This window comes from Pseudomonas sp. BNK-7 (genome assembly GCF_048072025.1).
Classification (GTDB): Bacteria; Pseudomonadota; Gammaproteobacteria; order Pseudomonadales; family Pseudomonadaceae; genus Aquipseudomonas; species Aquipseudomonas danubii.
In genome coordinates this window covers 4,968,960-4,985,457 of the sequence record NZ_CP182252.1, presented here as the reverse complement: position 1 = coordinate 4,985,457, position 16,498 = coordinate 4,968,960, and the positions used below count along the sequence as shown (strand labels likewise).

The 16,498-nt window shown below is 61.0% G+C and carries 19 protein-coding genes and 1 pseudogene; 9 read left to right on the top strand and 11 right to left on the bottom strand.

The genetic code is table 11. The annotated features are described in order from the left end of the window. Positions 1-140 precede the first annotated feature (140 nt). Positions 141-524 (top strand): annotated as a pseudogene (locus tag ACMGF8_RS22485) (carbonic anhydrase family protein); the annotation flags it as partial. Between the two features lie 195 nt (positions 525-719). Here ACMGF8_RS22485 and modC read toward each other — a convergent pair. The 9 genes from modC to ACMGF8_RS22440 form a co-directional block, all read right to left on the bottom strand. Further along, positions 720-1,802, bottom strand: coding sequence for a molybdenum ABC transporter ATP-binding protein (gene modC / locus ACMGF8_RS22480; RefSeq protein WP_207165993.1), 1,083 nt, complete (start codon positions 1,800-1,802; stop codon positions 720-722). Positions 1,803-1,806: 4 nt separating this feature from the next. Next, positions 1,807-2,487 carry a molybdate ABC transporter permease subunit gene (gene modB / locus ACMGF8_RS22475; protein ID WP_102863247.1) on the bottom strand — a complete coding sequence of 227 codons (681 nt, stop codon included), beginning with the start codon at positions 2,485-2,487 and terminating at the stop codon, positions 1,807-1,809. Beyond that, entirely contained in the window at positions 2,488-3,255 is a 768-nt protein-coding gene (gene modA, locus ACMGF8_RS22470; RefSeq protein ID WP_102863248.1) for a molybdate ABC transporter substrate-binding protein, read from the bottom strand. Positions 3,256-3,466: 211 nt separating this feature from the next. Beyond that, positions 3,467-4,531, bottom strand: coding sequence for an NAD(P)H-dependent flavin oxidoreductase (locus ACMGF8_RS22465; protein ID WP_250330659.1), 1,065 nt, complete (start codon positions 4,529-4,531; stop codon positions 3,467-3,469). 167 nt (positions 4,532-4,698) lie between these two features. Next, positions 4,699-5,772 carry a bifunctional DNA-binding transcriptional regulator/O6-methylguanine-DNA methyltransferase Ada gene (gene ada / locus ACMGF8_RS22460; protein WP_416757128.1) on the bottom strand — a complete coding sequence of 358 codons (1,074 nt, stop codon included), beginning with the start codon at positions 5,770-5,772 and terminating at the stop codon, positions 4,699-4,701. Positions 5,773-5,803: 31 nt separating this feature from the next. Continuing rightward, entirely contained in the window at positions 5,804-6,538 is a 735-nt protein-coding gene (gene alkB, locus ACMGF8_RS22455; protein WP_416757126.1) for a DNA oxidative demethylase AlkB, read from the bottom strand. Further along, positions 6,528-7,244, bottom strand: coding sequence for a 2OG-Fe(II) oxygenase (locus ACMGF8_RS22450; protein ID WP_305949955.1), 717 nt, complete (start codon positions 7,242-7,244; stop codon positions 6,528-6,530). Before ACMGF8_RS22450 ends, alkB begins: the two co-directional genes overlap by 11 nt. Before the next feature lie 103 nt (positions 7,245-7,347). Then, on the bottom strand, positions 7,348-7,518 hold the full coding sequence (locus ACMGF8_RS22445) for a hypothetical protein (protein WP_162884057.1): 171 nt from the start codon (positions 7,516-7,518) through the stop codon (positions 7,348-7,350). Positions 7,519-7,550: 32 nt separating this feature from the next. Beyond that, positions 7,551-7,853, bottom strand: coding sequence for a DUF1883 domain-containing protein (locus tag ACMGF8_RS22440; RefSeq protein ID WP_011061687.1), 303 nt, complete (start codon positions 7,851-7,853; stop codon positions 7,551-7,553). 209 nt (positions 7,854-8,062) lie between these two features. On the opposite strand from ACMGF8_RS22440, the gene ACMGF8_RS22435 reads away from it, so the two are divergent. From ACMGF8_RS22435 to ACMGF8_RS22420, 4 genes are all read left to right on the top strand, one after another. Beyond that, the gene (locus ACMGF8_RS22435) at positions 8,063-8,413 is read left to right on the top strand and encodes a hypothetical protein (protein ID WP_102863253.1); all 351 of its coding nucleotides are present in this window, start codon (positions 8,063-8,065) and stop codon (positions 8,411-8,413) included. Positions 8,414-8,570: 157 nt separating this feature from the next. Next, positions 8,571-9,221, top strand: a complete 651-nt coding sequence (locus ACMGF8_RS22430) for a c-type cytochrome (protein ID WP_305949954.1) — start codon at positions 8,571-8,573, stop codon at positions 9,219-9,221. Between the two features lie 65 nt (positions 9,222-9,286). Further along, positions 9,287-10,138: a c-type cytochrome gene (locus ACMGF8_RS22425; RefSeq protein ID WP_371826213.1), complete on the top strand. Its 852-nt coding sequence runs from the start codon at positions 9,287-9,289 to the stop codon at positions 10,136-10,138. Positions 10,139-10,207: 69 nt separating this feature from the next. Beyond that, positions 10,208-10,438, top strand: a complete 231-nt coding sequence (locus tag ACMGF8_RS22420) for a hypothetical protein (protein WP_102863256.1) — start codon at positions 10,208-10,210, stop codon at positions 10,436-10,438. 15 nt (positions 10,439-10,453) lie between these two features. Here the strand turns inward: ACMGF8_RS22420 and ACMGF8_RS22415 are convergent, their stop codons facing one another. Then, complete coding sequence (locus tag ACMGF8_RS22415) at positions 10,454-10,735, bottom strand: hypothetical protein (protein WP_102863257.1); 282 nt, start codon at positions 10,733-10,735, stop codon at positions 10,454-10,456. Positions 10,736-11,199: 464 nt separating this feature from the next. Here ACMGF8_RS22415 and galU point away from each other — a divergent pair, with 464 nt between their 5' ends. Then, complete coding sequence (galU, locus tag ACMGF8_RS22410; protein WP_007935647.1) at positions 11,200-12,039, top strand: UTP--glucose-1-phosphate uridylyltransferase GalU; 840 nt, start codon at positions 11,200-11,202, stop codon at positions 12,037-12,039. A gap of 131 nt (positions 12,040-12,170) precedes the next feature. Then, the gene (gene gorA, locus ACMGF8_RS22405) at positions 12,171-13,529 is read left to right on the top strand and encodes a glutathione-disulfide reductase (protein WP_115580245.1); all 1,359 of its coding nucleotides are present in this window, start codon (positions 12,171-12,173) and stop codon (positions 13,527-13,529) included. Here the strand turns inward: gorA and ACMGF8_RS22400 are convergent, their stop codons facing one another. Further along, positions 13,530-14,537 (bottom strand): DNA-binding protein, encoded by a 1,008-nt coding sequence (locus ACMGF8_RS22400; protein WP_416757121.1) that lies wholly within the window; start codon positions 14,535-14,537, stop codon positions 13,530-13,532. It abuts the gene before it with no gap. A 180-nt stretch (positions 14,538-14,717) separates the two neighbouring features. On the opposite strand from ACMGF8_RS22400, the gene ACMGF8_RS22395 reads away from it, so the two are divergent. Together ACMGF8_RS22395 and ahpC are read left to right on the top strand one after the other, a co-directional pair. Next, entirely contained in the window at positions 14,718-15,656 is a 939-nt protein-coding gene (locus tag ACMGF8_RS22395) for a site-specific integrase (protein ID WP_416757119.1), read from the top strand. A gap of 151 nt (positions 15,657-15,807) precedes the next feature. Further along, a complete protein-coding gene (gene ahpC / locus ACMGF8_RS22390; RefSeq protein WP_011061677.1) occupies positions 15,808-16,371 on the top strand; it encodes an alkyl hydroperoxide reductase subunit C in 564 nt (187 codons plus the stop codon). Positions 16,372-16,498: the final 127 nt, after the last annotated feature.

Here is a 16,498-nt window from a genome sequence, read left to right as displayed (position 1 = left end):
GAGCACTTGCAGGGCTCATTGCGAAGACATTTTGGGAAGGCTTAGTTGTTCACGTCGGCAATCGTCCAGGGACGGGAAAGAAGGTGCGTAGCCTAACCGCGGAATTATCTGGCTGACAAGCCCGCTGAACCTTCAATGCCCGTATCGCCGGGAATGTCGCCAACAGTGACCTGATCGGCAGTCTGGAGTTCGCCTGTGCGGCCGCCGGGGCCAAAGTCATTCTGGTGATGGGGCATACTGCATGTGGCGCCATCAAAGGTGCTATCGACAATGTCGAATTGGGTAGCCTGACCGGGCTGCTGAACAAGATCAAACCGGCCATCGGTGCAACTAAGTACGCTGGAGAACGCAGCAGTAAGAACGATGAGTTTGTGGATGCAGTGGCCAAGACCAACGTGCAGAACACCATCAATGAAATTCGCCAGGAAAGTTCCATGCTGAGCCAGTTGGAAAAAGAAGGAAAAATAAAAATAGTCGGTGCCATGTATCACTTGAGCGGCGGAGTGGTTGAATTTACTACCTGAACTATTTCCCTCTGAAATAGTGTTGTCATTTGTCGTAGTTGCTCGATGGATCGAGACTCCAGGGCAACTACGATGAAGTAATCGAACCCGTTCTAGTGTGGAGACCTCTTTTTTATATCCAGGCGCGTTTCAACGTGAAGTTCAGGCGATCGGTACCGGTTCGGCGCGCATGCCGAAGGGCTGGCTTGCCCGGTGTCACGCCAGTACCGCCACCGCCTTGATCTGCGCCCAGAGTTGTTGACCGGGGTGCAGGTCGAGCTGATCCCGGGAGTAGCGGGTGATGCGGGCCAGCAGCGGGGTGCCGGCCGCGTCCAGGCGTACCAGGACGTGGGCGGCGTTATCTGCGGGAATCTCGTCGCTGACGGTCACCGGCAGGCGATTGAGAATGCTGCTGTGTTCGCTGGCCTGCAGGCTTAGGCTGACGTCCCGGGCCTGGACCTTGAAACGCAGGGACTTGCCCAGCGCCAGGGGCTGGTGGGCCACGCGAACCCGTAATTGACTGTCGGGCAGTTGCAGGGTCAGCAGTTGGTAGGTCGCGTCATAGTCGCTGACCCGGCCTTCCACCACGACCCCGGCGTCATCCCCCAGAGCCAGGGGCAGATCCAGTCGTGCCAGGGTTTGCCCGATGGGACCGCTGGCCAGTGCGCGGCCGTCACTGAGCAGCACGATATGGTCGGCCAGCCGCGCCACTTCATCCTGGGAGTGGCTGACGTACAGCACCGGGATATCCAGCTCGTCGTGCAGCCGCTCCAGATAGGGCAGGATTTCACCTTTGCGTTTCGAGTCCAGGGCTGCCAGGGGTTCGTCCATCAGCAGCAGCCGTGGGCTGGTGAGCAGGGCTCGAGCGATGCCGATGCGCTGGCGTTCGCCGCCCGAGAGGTTCTGCGGGTGGCGCTGGAGCAGGTGGCCGATGCCCAGCAACTCGGTGGCCTGGGCCATGTCCACCCGGCGCTGCTGCCGGGGAATGCGGCGCAGGCCGAACTCCAGGTTGGCCTGGACCGACAGGTGGGGAAACAGGCTGGCCTCCTGGAATACATAACCCAAGGAGCGCTTGTGGGGCGGGATGAACAGCTGGCGCTGGCTGTCCTGCCAGATTTCATCGTTGATCTGGATCCGCCCACGTCCGGCCTTTTCCAGGCCGGCAATGCAGCGCAGGCAAGTGGTCTTGCCCGAGCCCGAATGGCCATAGAGCGCGGTGACGCCGCGCCCCGGCAGTTGCAGGTCGAGGTCCAGGGCAAAGTCGTGGTAGTCCAGGTTCAGCTTGACGTGAATGCTCATCGACTCAGCTCCAGCCAGCACGGGTCTTGCGGCTGGAGTACAGCGCCAGCAGCACCAGGAACGAGAACACCAGCATGGCGCCGGCCAGCCAGTGGGCCTGGGCGTACTCCATGGCCTCGACGTGATCGTAGATCTGCACCGAGACCACCCGGGTCTTGTCAGGGATGTTGCCGCCGATCATCAGCACCACGCCGAACTCGCCGACGGTGTGGGCAAAGCCGAGAATCGAGGCGGTGATGAAGCCCGGCCGGGCCAGAGGCAGGATCACCGAGAAGAAAGTGTCCCAGGGATTGGCGCGCAGGGTGGCGGCCACTTCCAGAGGGCGGCTGCCAATGGCAGAAAAGGCGTTTTGCAGCGGTTGCACCACAAAGGGCATGGAATAGATCACCGAGCCCAGCACCAGGCCGCTGAAACTGAAGGTCAGGGTGCCCAGCCCCAGGGACTGGGTGAACTGGCCGAAGAAGCCGTTGGGCCCGAGGGCCAGCAGCAGATAGAAACCTATCACCGTGGGTGGCAACACCAGGGGCAATGCCACCACGGCGCCGATCGGCCCGCGCAACCAGGAGCGGGTGCGCGACAGCCATAACGCAATCGGAGTACCGATGACCAGCAGGATGAGGGTCGTCAGGGACGCCAGTTTAAGGGTCAGCCAGATGGCGGAAAAATCGGCACTCGAAAGGCTCATTTACAGTTGATAACCGTAGGATTTGATGACGGCGGCGGCTTTGGGCCCCTTGAGGTAGTCAACCAGCGCCTTGGCGGCCGGGTTGTCCTTGCCCTTGTTGAGGATCACCGCATCCTGCTTGATTGGATCATGCATCTGGGCCGGGACTATCCAGGCTGAGCCGCTGGTGACTTTGCCGTCTTTATAGATCTGCGACAAGGCGACAAAACCCAGTTCGGCGTTGCCGGTGGAGACGAACTGATAGGCCTGGGTGATGTTCTGGCCCTCGACGATCTTGGCCTTGACCTTGTCGGTCAGGCCCAGCTTGGCCAGCACCTGGGTCGCGGCCAGGCCGTAAGGCGCCGCCTTGGGGTTGGCAATGGACAGGTGCTGGTACTGATTGTCCTTGAGCACCTGGCCTTGGCTGTCGACGTAGCCGTCCTTGGCCGACCACAGGGCCAGGGTGCCGATGGCGTAGGTGAAGCGCGAGCCCTTGACGATGTCGCCCTCGCTTTCGAGTTTCTGCGGGGTGCTGTCGTCGGCAGAGAGGAAGACCTCGAAAGGCGCGCCGTTCTTGATCTGGGCATAGAACTGCCCGGTGGCACCGTAGGCGGCCACCAGCTTGTGGCCTGTGTCTTTTTCGAAGTCGGCGGCGATGGCCTGGATCGGTGCGGTGAAGTTGGCAGCGACCGCCACCTGGACTTCAGCGGCCTGGGCCGAGCCGAAGGCGAAGAGGGCGAGCAGGCTAGCGAGGCAAGTCGGGGCAAAACCTGAAGCACTAAGGTTCATCGAACAGCTCCATTGGAGAAAAGGGCGCGTTGGGCAGCGAATGCTCGGAGGGAGTCTGCACCCAGGGCAGCGAGTGTCGCTGTATAGCGAAATATATAGCGAATTCTCGATCAGCGGAACTGTGCCGCAGGCCTCGCTGGCAAAGGGCTGCAACCGGCACATCAACCGGTGCGGCAACCAGCACCGCGACCGTGGTCGCGGCGCCGGCCGGTCAGCGCCGCTTGAGCTGCGCCAGGGCCTGTTCGGCCAGACGCTGGGTCAGCTCGTAGGCAGGCAGCTCCACTCCCAGGCGCAGGGCCTGGCCGGACCAGAGATTGGCGAAGTCGGCATCGTCCTTGGCCTTCAGCGGCAGCAAGGCTCCGCCAGCGCGGGGAAACGCTGGCGCCAGGGAACTGATGGGGCCGATTTCGCGCATCACCCGGTTGACGATGCCTCTAGCGGGGCGGCCGGTGAACAGGTTGGTCAGTGCGGTCTGGCTTTCCTTGGCGGTACGCAGGGCCCGGTGATGGGCGGCGCTGATGTTGGCTTCTGGAGTGAACAGGTAGGCAGTGCCCAGCTGGACTGCCGAGGCGCCCAGAGCCATTGCCGCGACAATGCCCCGGGCGTCGCCGATGCCACCGGCGGCGATCACCGGCACCTTCAGTGCATCGACGATCTGCGGCACCAGGGCCATGGTGCCCACCTGGGTGTTGAGGTCGTCGCTGAGGAAGATTGCCCGGTGGCCACCAGCTTCGTAGCCCATGGCAATCACCGCGTCGCAGCCGCGCGCTTCGAGCCATAGAGCTTCGTCCACGGTGCTGGCCGAAGAGAGCACCTTGGCCCCGGTGGCCTTGACCCGGGCCAGCAGCGTCGGCTCTGGCAATCCGAAGTGAAAACTCACCACCTCGGGCCGCAGCTCTTCCACCAACTGGCAACCCGCTTCGCCGAAGGGCGCCCGATTGCTGACCGGCGTCGGTGCATCGAAGTCGGCGCCCAGTTCGCGGTAGTAGGGTTGCAGGGCGTTCTTCCAGCGGCTCTCCTGCGCGCTGTCCACGGCCTGTACCTGATGGCAGAAGAAGTTCAGGTTCAGCGGCTGCCGAGTGGCTGAGCGAATGACCTGCACTTCCTGGCGGATCTGTTCCGGGGTGAGCATGGCGCATGGCAACGAGCCCAGACCGCCGGCCCGGGACACGGCAATCACCATGGCGGAGCCGTTGGCGCCCGCCATGGGGGCTTGAATGATGGGCAGGTCGATGCCCAGCAGATCGAGGAGGCGACTATCGGTCCATTGGCTCATGTGCATGGTTCTCCGGCGGCAGGATTGGACGAGGCAGCCGGTGGTTTTTAGCAGGAGAGGGGCGTCCTCGGCCAGCTGACTTTTCCCGGGGGTGCTCAAGATCGGGCATTTGCCACGGACTTTGAGGTCTATACCAGCGCCGATTCGCTGGCGATCTACATCGGGATTCAGGCCTCGGACAGCGTTTCGCGTTCCAGCAACTGACGCTTGCGCTCCACGCCCCAGCGGTAGCCGGAAAGACTGCCGTCGCTACGCACCACCCGGTGGCAGGGGATCGCCACCGCCAGGGTGTTGGCCGCGCAGGCCTGGGCCACTGCGCGCATGGCCTTGGGGGCACCGATACGCTGGGCGATCTCGGCGTAGCTGGCGGTGCTGCCGACGGGAATGCTTTGCAGGGCCTGCCACACTCGTTCCTGGAATACGGTGCCGCGCAGGTCCAGGGGCAGGTCCAGGCCGATGGCCGGCGCCTCGACAAAGCCCACGACCTGGGCGACCAGGCGTTCGAAATCTGCGTCGGCACCGATCAGGTTGGCGCGGGGAAACTTGTCCTGCAGTTCCTCCACCAACGGGGTGGGGTCGTCTCCGAGGAGGATGGCGCAGACGCCCCGGTGACTCTGGGCCACCAGGATCGCGCCCAGGGAGCACTGGCCCACGGCGAAGCGGATATCGGTGTTGGGCCCGCCAGCGCGGTAGTCACTGGGTTTCATGCCCAGCAACTGATCTGCAGCTTCATAGAAACGGCTGTTGGAGTTGAAGCCGGCGTCGTACAGGGCGGTGGTCACCGTGTGCCCGCTTTGCAGATGGCTGCGGACTTTGCGCGAGCGTTGCGCATTGGCGTAGCCCCGCGGTGTTAGTCCGGTGGCGGCCTTGAATACCCGGTGAAAGTGGTAGCTGCTGACGCCCGCATGCTGCGCCAGTTGCTCCAGGCTGGGGGCCGACTCGGCGGCCTCGATCTGCCGACAAGCCGCGGCCACCAGTGCCGCATGGTGCGCGGCCACCTGGGTCTGGTCGCTGGCCTGACGCTTGCTCGGACGATAACCCGCCGCCTCGGCCTCTTGGGCGCTGTCGAAGAACTCGACGTTTTCCGCCTTTGGCAGGCGCGACAGGCTGCTGGGGCGGCAGTACACCCCGGTGGTCCGGACGGCATAGACGAACGTCGCATCGGCGCGGGCGTCGCGTTTGAGCACGGCTTGCCAGCGTGGGTCCTGTTCAATCTGTTGTTTGCGTGTCAGGGCATTCATGGTCGGTGCTCGGCGCGGAGTGGCGGCCAGATTAACGGCCCGGTGCCTGATCGGCACTCCGGGGCTTGCGGTTGAACTCTACCTCTGAGCCGGCACGGCGAAAGGTCAGGTTGATCCGTTGCTGGCCGAGCAGGGGATGGCTGCCGTCCTTGAGGGGCAGCACCCCGTGATAGCGCAGGCGATCGACGCCGCCCCAGACCACCACGTCGCCGTGCAGCAATGGCACCCGCTGGCTTTTGTCGCCGCGCTGCTGGCCGCCGAAAAGGAACATTGCCGGCAGACCCAGGGACAGGGAGACGATGGGGGCGCTGAAGTCGCGCTCGTTCTTGTCCTGGTGCAGGGACATCTTCGCGCCGGGCCGGTAGCAGTTGATCAGGCACGAGTCGGGGTTGAAGCCTTTGAAGCCGGCGGTTTCGGCTGCCGTCTGCGCCAACTGGCGGAACACCTCGGGCATTGCCGGCCAGGGACGCAGGCTTTGCGGATCAATAGGGCTGTAGCGATAGCCTTTGCTGTCGCTGGTCCAGCCCAACAGGCCGCAACTGCTCAAGCCGACGGACATGGTAAAGCCGCCGGGCGTGATCATGTGGCGAAACGGCGCCGCGGCCAGCACTTCCTCAAGTTGTGGCAGTAGCCCTTCGATCCACGGCAGGGCGAAGCCGCGCAGGACGCGGGACTGGGGGCCAAGCACCTCGATGCGTGCCGGCTGTTGCAGATCGCTTTCATCGAAAAGCCCGAGGCTGCCGGGCGGCTCATGGCTACAAGGCATCGTGAAAAATCACTCCAAGGGTGTGGCGCTGGCCGCTGTGTACGCGACTGACGCCATGGCGCAGGGTGACTCGATAGTACCCGCGGGAACCTTTTACCGGCCGATGATGCACGGCGAATATCACCCCATCACCTTGCTTCAGACCAATGACCTGTGGCCGTGACTGCATACGCGGACGCTGCTCGGTGAGCACCAGTTCGCCGCCGGTGAACTCCGTTCCAGGCTGGGACAGGAGGAAGGCCGCTTGCAAGGGAAATACGTGCTCGCCATACAGATCCTGATGCAGGCAGTTGTAGTCCTCGGGGCCGTACTGCAGTAACAGCGCAGTGGGGCGCTGCTGTCCCGCGCTCTGGCAACGCTGGATGAATGCCGAATGTTCTGCCGGGTAGCGGATGTCGATATTCAGGCTCTGGTTCCAACGATTGGCCTGGTCCACCAGATACGAATACAGCTGCTGGCGCAACTCGGCGACCGGTTCCGGCAAGGGGTAACGGAAGTACTGGTACTGGCCACGGCCGAATCCATGGCGGGCCATTATCACTTTCGAGCGAAACAGCGCAGGGTGTTTGTACAGATCCCTCAGGGACTGGCATTGGCCGGCACTCAGCAGGCCTTCGAGGCGGGCGCAGCCGTCTTGGTCGAGGGCCTGCTCAATACGGGCCCAGTCCAGTTGTTGCAGGCGATCCTGGAGCGAGGAAACAGGCATGGCGGGAGTGTCCTGGGTGCAAGAGATTTCCTCCAGTCTGGGGCTCAGGCACCCCATGCACACTCCGCTGCTTGCGCTTGAATCGGTCTTGGGCAAAGACGGCCTACAAGGCCTTGCTGACACTGACGTCGCTGATGACGTCGTCGGACTGGCCATGCAGGGCTTCCAGGGCGGCCCGGGCTTCTTCCTGGGTACCGTTTTCAAGCTGAGCAAATTCGAAGCGGCGCTCACCATTGAGCTTGTATTTGATGACGTATTTGGTGGTCTGAGGCACGGGGTTACCTGTTGTCGCGAGGAGGTTGGGGCTTAGCGCAGTTTCGAGCTGGAGCGACGAATGATGCGGATCGAGTGAGTCAGGTTCGGCTTGCGGGTCACGCTGATGGGGCGCCGATTGACGGTGTCGATGGTGATGTTCCAGAAGCCGGTGCTGGGGGCGGTGATCTTGGCGGGGAACTTGTCGAAGGCTCCGCCGTGATAGGTGTGACGACCGCCATTCTTGAAGCTGCGGAAGTTGGCGTCGCTCATCAGGCGAATGTTGCAGACCTGGGAGCATTCGATGACGACGATATCGTCTTCGTTCAGGTGCTCGCGCTGGTGGATGAATTTCATGGGCGCCTCCAGAAGGGCTATATCTACAAAAACAAAACGTTGGCGTGGGCGATGGCGCAGTTTATCAGGCCCAAAGGGTTATTATTCGGCCCCGGCCTCGGGCTTTGACAATTTAAAACAGTTATTTGGATTTTTATCGGCGATAAAGCCGTGCCTCTGGAGAAAAGCAGCGCCTGTGCTGTCGGATGGATTTTTATTGGAGATTTTATATGAAGCGCTGGGTGTGGGTTCTGGCCATGGCCATCAGCGGTTGTGCCTCCGTCTCGGATATCAACCAGACGCCGCCGACCCTGAGTGTCATCTCTGGCAAGAAGCCCCAGGAGTACGCCAATTGCCTGTCTGGGAAGCTCTCCGGCAGCCGTGGCGCACTGCAGGTTGAGCCGCGCAAGGAAGGTTACCGGGTGATCGTCCCGCAGAGCCTGTCGGCGGCTCCGGCGGCGGTGTTCTACATCGATGAGCGCTCTGGCGGCAGCAGCATCAAGCTGCATGAGCAAATGTCCAACAACCCCCTGCGGCCACAGGACGTGCGCAAGGCGGGGGAGGCCTGCATCTCCGGCTGACCCCAAGCCCAGGGCCGCGCCAGGGCCCGAAACGGCTCTCGTGAGCAGCATCAGATACCCGCACCAATTTCGCATTGTCGCTATGGATCGATTGCCCTACTATTTGTGTGCTTATACCCGCTGGGTCTAAGCATATAACTAGAATAATGGAGTCCATATGATCCCACTGGATCGAATGCTATTGAGTGGCCTGATGCTGCTGATTGCGCAATCTGCACACGCCGTGGATGGGCAGAAAGTCTTCACCCAAGGCGGCACTCAGCCTGGGGCAACAGCTTGTCTGGCCTGTCATGGAGCGGACGCGATGGGCCTGGCCCCCGCCGGGTTCCCGCGTCTTGCCGGCTTGCCGGCGGGCTATCTGGCCAAGCAGTTGCGTGACTTTCGCAGCGGTGCACGCAGCAGTCCGGTCATGCAGCCTCTGGCCAAGGCGTTGAGCGAAGACGAAATCACCGCCGTGACCGCCACCCTCGCGGCCATGCCCGGGCCGAAAACCCAAGCGATCGGCCGTAGCCAGGCCGCCAGCGGTGTCGGTGAACGCCTGGCCTTGCGGGGCGCCTGGGAGCGGCAGGTTCCCGAATGCGTCAGTTGTCACGGGCCTGGTGGTGTCGGTGTCGGTGTGGCTTTTCCGCCCCTGGCCGGGCAACCGGCCGGCTACCTGGTGGCGCAACTCAATGCCTGGCGCGATGGCAGTCGGCACAACGACCCCAACGACCTGATGGGGCATGTCGCCAAGTCCTTGAGTGCCGAAGAAGTCACCGCAGTGGCGGACTACTTTGCCAGCTTGCAACCTCAGGAGGCGCGGCCATGAAACTATTGATTGCCGGGCCGTTGATGGCATTGCTTGCCGTTCAAGTTCAGGCCGCCTCCATCGCCATGGAGGATCAGTCGCAGATACCGGCGCCAAGCGCTCCCGCTCATACCCAGTACTTCCAGCCGCCGGCCGAGGGCGAGTTACCGGACAATGCCTACGGCAAGCTGGTGCGCGAAGGTCATGCCTTGTTTGTCGACACCAAGCGCCTGGCGCCGCAGTACGTGGGCAACGGGCTCAATTGCAGCAACTGTCACCTTGACCAGGGCCGCCTGGCCAACTCCGCGCCGCTTTGGGGCGCCTATCCGATGTATCCCGCCTACCGCAAGAAGAACGACAAGGTGAACACCTTTGCCGAACGCTTGCAGGGCTGCTTCCAGTTCAGCATGAATGGTGGCAAGCCGCCGGCGGCGGACAGTCCGGAGATTACTGCGCTGTCGGTCTATGCCTACTGGCTGGCGAGCAAGGCGCCCCTGGGCGTGGAGCTGCCTGGAAGGGGGTATCCGGATGTGGCCCAGCCTGCCAAGGGCTATGACCTGAAGCGGGGCGCGGCGGTGTATCAGGCGCAATGCGCGGTCTGCCATGGCGAGCAAGGTCAGGGCCAGAAGGCTGGCGCGGACTATGTGATGCCGCCGCTTTGGGGCAAGGATTCCTACAACTGGGGCGCGGGGATGCATCGGATCAATACGGCGGCGTCCTTTATCAAGCACAACATGCCCCTGGGCAAGGGCGGCAGCCTGAGCGACCAGCAGGCCTGGGATGTGGCGGCCTTCGTCAACAGCCACGAGCGGCCCCAGGACCCGCGCCTGGTGGAGGGCTCCATCGAGAAGACCCGAATCAAGTTTCACGCCAATGACGGGGTAAATTTGTACGGTCAGACAGTAGAGGGCGTGCTGATAGGCCAGGGCATCCGATAAACTATCCCCTATCGTCAACGATGCCGCCCGGGTTCAAGCCTTGGCGGCATCGTCTTTTTGGGAGAAAGCATGAAGCGGGAACACGTCAGGGAAAAGCATGCAGAGGGCTTGATCTCTGCCACTCACGTGATTCAGAACCCGGCCAACTCCGGGGAATGGATTGTGTTTTTCAAGAAGAGTGCCGGACGCAGCTACTTTCTGGTGGATGAGAGCGACGAGGTGGAATCCTTTTCCCGTCTTGACGATCTGATCGAAACCATTCGCGGCCTGGGCATCAAGTTTGCCGAGATTCACATGTAGTGGGGCGTTTGCCCGCTATTTGCAGACGACTATCACGCTGCGGCTTTTGTAGTTGCCAACGTCGACTCCCAGGGTCTTGTCGCTTTCCTTGGGGGCGGGTGTGCCTTCGGTGCTGACGATCTGATAGCCCGTGCCGGCGCAGGACGCTTCGGCTTTTTCATAGCAGCTGGCCCAGGAGCCGGCTTCCCCGGAGCAGTCGATGCTCAGGCCTTGTTCGCCATTGGTCAGATAGGTGTTGGAAGCCGTGGCGCATCCGGTCAGAGCCAGTACAGCGGTGACTGCGAGAAGTCTGTTCATGGGGGGATTTCGTTGTCTGGGAGGGGGATGTGTTGGGAGGCGGGTATCGATGTGGCGATGCTATAGCTAATAGCCATTTCGGTACAGCGCATCACCTTAGTCCGCAGGCATTGCCGAAAAGTGCCGCATCTGGATATAGCAGCTCTTGTGTCGGGAATCCAAGGGCTATTTCGTTGCCGTCGACGGTGCCATCAGTGTTGCGTGGAAAATGCAATTGTCTGTGCCTTTGCGGGCTCGCATGGGAAGCATCTCGATCTGGCTGGTCAAGGCTCCAGGTGGCGGTTTACAAGCCCTGTGAGGTGATGAAGGTTTACGCCGTGCGCTATCTGGAGGATGCTGCGGAACTATCTGGCGCTTTATTTCTCTATGATGGCAGCGGTTAGCCAGCGCGGGGCATTGTAAGGTGCACGCGGCCTGATTAGACTGCGCCGAAACTCGTACGCACAGCCTTTTTAAGGACTCATATGATCAAGAAATGCTTGTTCCCAGCAGCCGGTTACGGTACTCGCTTCCTGCCAGCGACTAAAGCCATGCCTAAAGAAATGCTGCCGGTGGTGAACAAGCCACTGATCCAGTACGGCGTTGAAGAAGCGCTGGATGCTGGACTGACTGAAATCTCCATCGTGACCGGCCGTGGCAAACGCGCCCTCGAAGACCACTTCGACATCAGTTACGAGTTGGAAAACCAGATCAAGGGCACCGATAAGGAAAAGTACCTGGTTGGTATCCGCAAACTGCTGGATGAGTGCTCGTTCTCCTACACTCGCCAGACCGAAATGAAAGGTCTGGGCCACGCGATTCTGACCGGTCGCCCGCTGATCGGTGATGAACCCTTCGCCGTGGTACTGGCAGACGACCTGTGCGTCAACCTCGAAGGCGACGGCGTGCTGACCCAGATGGTCAAGCTGTACAAACAGTTCCGCTGCTCGATCGTGGCCATCCAGGAAGTCGACCCGCAGGAAACCAACAAGTACGGTGTGATCGCCGGCGAGATGATTCGCGACGACATCTATCGCGTTCACAGCATGGTCGAGAAGCCAAAGCCGGAAGACGCCCCGTCGAACCTGGCGATCATCGGTCGTTACATCCTGACGCCGGACATCTTCGATCTGATCGAGCAGACCGAGCCGGGCAAGGGGGGTGAAATCCAGATCACCGATGCCCTGATGAAGCAGGCGCAGAACGGTTGTGTAATGGCCTACAAGTTCAAGGGCACGCGTTTTGACTGCGGTGGCGCCGAGGGTTACATCGACGCGACCAACTTCTGCTTCGAGAACTTCTACAAGACCGGCAAGGCGTACTGATAGTCGCCTCGCGGGGTTGTCGGAAAAAGCCACCTTCGGGTGGCTTTTTCATTGCCCGCCCTTATGTAAAGCCACGGCGCTGACCCGATCGCCATCTGCGGTTATGCTGTCAGTCTGCCTGGGAGAGTGAAATGGCCTACGATTTTGATCTTTATGTAATTGGTGCCGGTTCCGGCGGTGTACGTTGCGCACGCTTTGCTGCGGGTTTCGGGGCGAAAGTCGCGGTGGCCGAGAGCCGCTATCTGGGCGGTACCTGTGTCAACGTCGGCTGCGTGCCCAAAAAACTCCTGGTGTACGGAGCCCACTTCGCCGAAGACTTCGAGCAGGCCTCGGGTTTTGGCTGGTCACTGGGCGAGGCGAACTTTGATTGGGCGACTTTGATCGCCAACAAGGATCGCGAAATCAATCGCCTTAATGGCATCTACCGTAATCTGCTGGTCAACAGTGGCGTGACCCTGCACGAAGGCCATGCCAAGTTGATCGATCCTCATCAGGTGGAGGTCAATGGCCAGCGCTACAGTGCCAGGCACATCCTGATTGCCACAGGCGGCTGGCCGCAGATTCCGGATATTCCCGGTCGCGAGCATGCCATCAGTTCCAATGAGGCGTTCTTCCTCAACGCTTTGCCAAAGCGTGTCCTGGTGGTGGGCGGTGGTTACATTGCGGTGGAGTTTGCCGGGATCTTCCACGGCCTGGGTGCCGATACCCAGTTGCTGTATCGCGGTGATCTGTTCCTGCGTGGCTTTGATGGCGCGGTGCGCAAGCATTTGCAGGAAGAGCTGACCAAGCGCGGCCTGGGACTGCAATTCAATGCGGATATCGAACGCATCGACAAGCAGGCCGATGGCAGTCTGGAGGTCACCCTCAAGGACGGTCGCAAGCTAGCAACAGATTGCGTGTTCTACGCCACTGGGCGTCGGCCGATGCTCGACAACCTGGGGCTGGAGAATACCGGTGTCAAACTCGATAAGCGCGGCTTTATCGAGGTCGACGACCAGTACCAGAGCAGCGAGCCGTCGATCCTGGCCATTGGCGATGTAATTGGTCGCGTGCAACTGACACCTGTGGCCCTGGCAGAAGGCATGGCCGTGGCTCGGCGTCTGTTCAAGCCGGAACAGTATCGCCCGGTGGATTATCGGATGATTCCGACGGCGGTCTTCAGCTTGCCGAATATCGGCACCGTTGGCTTGACCGAAGAGCAGGCGCGCGAGGCGGGGCACAAGGTGCAGATCTTCGAAAGCCGTTTCCGGCCGATGAAGCTGACGCTGACCGACTGCCAGGAGCGCACCCTGATGAAGCTGGTGGTGGATGCCGAGAGCGACAGGGTGCTGGGGTGCCACATGGTTGGACCTGATGCCGGGGAAATTGTCCAGGGCCTGGCGATTGCCCTGAAGGCGGGAGCCACCAAGCGCGACTTCGACGAAACCATCGGCGTGCATCCGACGGCTGCCGAAGAGTTCGTTACCCTGCGTACCCCTGTCGCGGACTGATCACGCGTCTGCAGGCGTGTCTGGCTGCGCCTTGGTTGCCGCAGCCAGGCGCAGCGCCTCAAGGCCGGCCTCGGCCTTGGCGGCGCGCAACTCCATTTCCTTGCTCAATCGAGCCTGGTTGTCGGCTCTTTCCATGAGTGCCTGAATCTCCTCCGAGGCTACGCGCAAGCGTTCCTGGAGCAGGGTGACGGCGCTGTCCTGACGCGCCAGCTGCTCGCTGAGCAGTGCTTGCGATACGGTGCTCTTGCTCGCGGCGTCCTGGGCCAGCTTAAGCTCCTTGTGGGTGGCTCGCTGCTCGCTGAGCAGACGTTCATTGTCACGATGCAGTTGGGTGATTTCGTCCTGGCGTACCAGTGCGCTCTGCTGAGCCTGGCGCAGCTCCATTTGCACCTGTTGGATCTGGCCTTCGTGGCGACGCTGTTCCTGTTCGCGTTGTTCCTTGCTGGCGGCGCGATAGTGCTCCAGGGCGTCCCGGGCATGCAGGTGCTTTTCTTCCAGGGAGCGGATCTGTTGCTCCTTGTCTTCCAGGCGCAGATGGCAATCCTTCAAGGCTTGATTGAGTTCGGCGTTGCGGGTCTGTTCGCTCTGCAGCATGGAGCGGGTGTCTTGCAGGGCGGCACTTTCCCCGGCCAGGGCGCTGGCCTGGATTTGTAGCTGCTGTTGCAGTTGCTCTTGGGTCTGCCGCGCTTGCTCCAATTGCTGCTCGAAGGCCCGCTTCTGTTGTTCGGAGTGGGCGAGGGCCTGTTCCAGAGGTTCCTGGGCCTGCTCCTGCAGGCGTTGAGCCAGTCGTCCCACCAGTTCGCTCAACTCTTCATCCAGCGGTATCGGGCCCGCATCTCGGCGGCTGGTGCCGTCATCCAGCTCCTTCAAATAGCGATGGATGGTGGTTTTCGAACCGGTATTGCCCATTTCTATGCGTACTGCATCGATGCTGGGGTGTTCGCCGCGGGCAAGAATCGCCTGACGCGCTTTCTTCACCACCGCCTTGTTTATGCCTCCGCGAGCCATGGCTCCTCCAACGATTTGATACTGTGATACATGGTATGTAATTGATGGTTATTGTACAGATGGATGAAGCTGCTAGATAGAGAAAATATGACCTGGGATATTGTAGTATTACCCAGTGTCATGGGGCATGCGGCGCTTCTTTGTCTTTTGTGGCCGTACATCTGCCGGGGTTGAATTGTCATGAGTGAACTGGATCGTTACCTGCAAGCCGCTACCCGCGATAACACCCGTCGCAGTTATCGGGCAGCGATCGAGCATTTCGAGGTGCAGTGGGGCGGGTTCCTGCCGACGACGGCGGAGAGCGTGGCCCGTTATCTCGCGGCCTACGCCGTGGAGTTGTCGATCAACACCCTGAAGTTGCGCCTTTCTGCCCTGGCTCAATGGCACAACAGCCAGGGCTTTGCCGATCCGACCAAGGCGCCGGTGGTACGCCAAGTGTTCAAGGGCATTCGTGCATTGCATCCAGTGCGTGAGAAACAAGCCGAGCCCTTGCAGTTACGGCACCTGGAGCAGGTGATTGGCTGGCTTGACGAGGAGGGCACAGCCGCTGCCGCCGAAGGCCGTCAGGCCGACCTGTTGCGAGCACGCCGCGACCGGGCGCTGATCCTGCTGGGGTTCTGGCGGGGTTTTCGCAGTGATGAACTGTGTCGCTTGCAGATCGAGCATGTGCAGGCTGTGGCCGGTTCCGGCATCAGCCTCTATCTGCCGCGCAGCAAGGGTGATCGCGACAACCTGGGGCGCACTTTTCACACGCCGGCGCTGCAGCGCTTATGCCCGGTGCAGGCCTATGTCGACTGGATCAACAGCGCCGCACTGGTGCGCGGTCCGGTGTTTCGCAGCATCGACCGCTGGGGCCACCTGAGCGAACAGGGGTTGCACGCCAATAGCGTGATTCCGTTACTGCGCCAGGCCCTGGAGCGCGCCGGCATTGATGCCGAGCATTACACCAGCCACTCCCTGCGCCGTGGTTTTGCCACCTGGGCCCATCGCAGCGGGTGGGACCTCAAGTCCCTGATGAGCTATGTGGGCTGGAAGGACCTGAAGTCCGCCATGCGCTACGTGGAGGCCAGCCCGTTCATGGGCATGGCGCTGATTGATCCGCAGCCGGTCCGCCGGTAATCAAAGGTTTCTTCTATTAATACTGTCGGCTGATAGTCAAAGCCAATCGATAGCATCAGGTTTGCCAATGAGCCAAGCGGCAAGTCATTGGTTAGGATTCTCCCCATCAAGTTTTCACCCAATGTTTTCAACCACTGATGGAGAGTCAACGATGCCTATCATCAACAGCCAAGTTAAACCGTTCAAAGCTACCGCATTCAAAAACGGCGCATTCGTCGAAGTGTCGGACGCTGATCTGAAAGGCAAATGGTCTGTCGTGTTCTTCTACCCGGCTGACTTCACCTTCGTTTGCCCAACCGAGCTGGAAGACCTGGCCGACAACTACGCCGAATTCCAGAAACTGGGCGTTGAGATCTACAGCGTTTCCACCGACACCCACTTTGCTCACGCTGCCTGGCACAACACTTCGCCAGCCATCGGCAAAATCCAGTACACCATGATCGGCGACCCGACCCTGGCCATCTCCCGCAACTTCGACGTGCTGATCGAAGAAGCCGGTCTGGCTGACCGCGGCACCTTCGTGATCAACCCGGAAGGCCAGATCAAGATCGTTGAAATCAACGATGGCGGCGTAGGTCGTGACGCTTCCGAGCTGCTGCGCAAGATCAAGGCCGCTCAGTACGTTGCCGCTCACCCAGGCGAAGTCTGCCCAGCCAAGTGGAAAGAAGGCGAGGCCACTCTGGCTCCGTCCCTGGACCTGGTTGGCAAGATCTAAGTCCATGCATTACCCAAGGGCGGTGATCCGCACTTAAGTCAGCTGCACCGCCCCTAAAACGCCCGGGCGAGATTCGCTCGGGCGTTTTTTTTTACCGAACCATCTCTTTATTCAGAACATGGAAATC

Coding starts and splice junctions, on each gene's coding strand:
- ACMGF8_RS22465 (WP_250330659.1), bottom strand. CDS start 4,531: ATGAGCCAATGGACCGATAGTCGCCTCCTCGATCTGCTGGGCATCGAC.
- ACMGF8_RS22435 (WP_102863253.1), top strand. CDS start 8,063: ATGAAGCGCTGGGTGTGGGTTCTGGCCATGGCCATCAGCGGTTGTGCC.
- modB (WP_102863247.1), bottom strand. CDS start 2,487: ATGAGCCTTTCGAGTGCCGATTTTTCCGCCATCTGGCTGACCCTTAAA.
- ACMGF8_RS22395 (WP_416757119.1), top strand. CDS start 14,718: ATGAGTGAACTGGATCGTTACCTGCAAGCCGCTACCCGCGATAACACC.
- ACMGF8_RS22430 (WP_305949954.1), top strand. CDS start 8,571: ATGATCCCACTGGATCGAATGCTATTGAGTGGCCTGATGCTGCTGATT.
- ada (WP_416757128.1), bottom strand. CDS start 5,772: ATGAATGCCCTGACACGCAAACAACAGATTGAACAGGACCCACGCTGG.
- ACMGF8_RS22415 (WP_102863257.1), bottom strand. CDS start 10,735: ATGAACAGACTTCTCGCAGTCACCGCTGTACTGGCTCTGACCGGATGC.
- modC (WP_207165993.1), bottom strand. CDS start 1,802: ATGAGCATTCACGTCAAGCTGAACCTGGACTACCACGACTTTGCCCTG.
- ACMGF8_RS22440 (WP_011061687.1), bottom strand. CDS start 7,853: ATGAAATTCATCCACCAGCGCGAGCACCTGAACGAAGACGATATCGTC.
- gorA (WP_115580245.1), top strand. CDS start 12,171: ATGGCCTACGATTTTGATCTTTATGTAATTGGTGCCGGTTCCGGCGGT.
- alkB (WP_416757126.1), bottom strand. CDS start 6,538: ATGCCTTGTAGCCATGAGCCGCCCGGCAGCCTCGGGCTTTTCGATGAA.
- ACMGF8_RS22400 (WP_416757121.1), bottom strand. CDS start 14,537: ATGGCTCGCGGAGGCATAAACAAGGCGGTGGTGAAGAAAGCGCGTCAG.
- ACMGF8_RS22450 (WP_305949955.1), bottom strand. CDS start 7,244: ATGCCTGTTTCCTCGCTCCAGGATCGCCTGCAACAACTGGACTGGGCC.
- ACMGF8_RS22420 (WP_102863256.1), top strand. CDS start 10,208: ATGAAGCGGGAACACGTCAGGGAAAAGCATGCAGAGGGCTTGATCTCT.
- modA (WP_102863248.1), bottom strand. CDS start 3,255: ATGAACCTTAGTGCTTCAGGTTTTGCCCCGACTTGCCTCGCTAGCCTG.
- galU (WP_007935647.1), top strand. CDS start 11,200: ATGATCAAGAAATGCTTGTTCCCAGCAGCCGGTTACGGTACTCGCTTC.
- ahpC (WP_011061677.1), top strand. CDS start 15,808: ATGCCTATCATCAACAGCCAAGTTAAACCGTTCAAAGCTACCGCATTC.
- ACMGF8_RS22425 (WP_371826213.1), top strand. CDS start 9,287: ATGGAGGATCAGTCGCAGATACCGGCGCCAAGCGCTCCCGCTCATACC.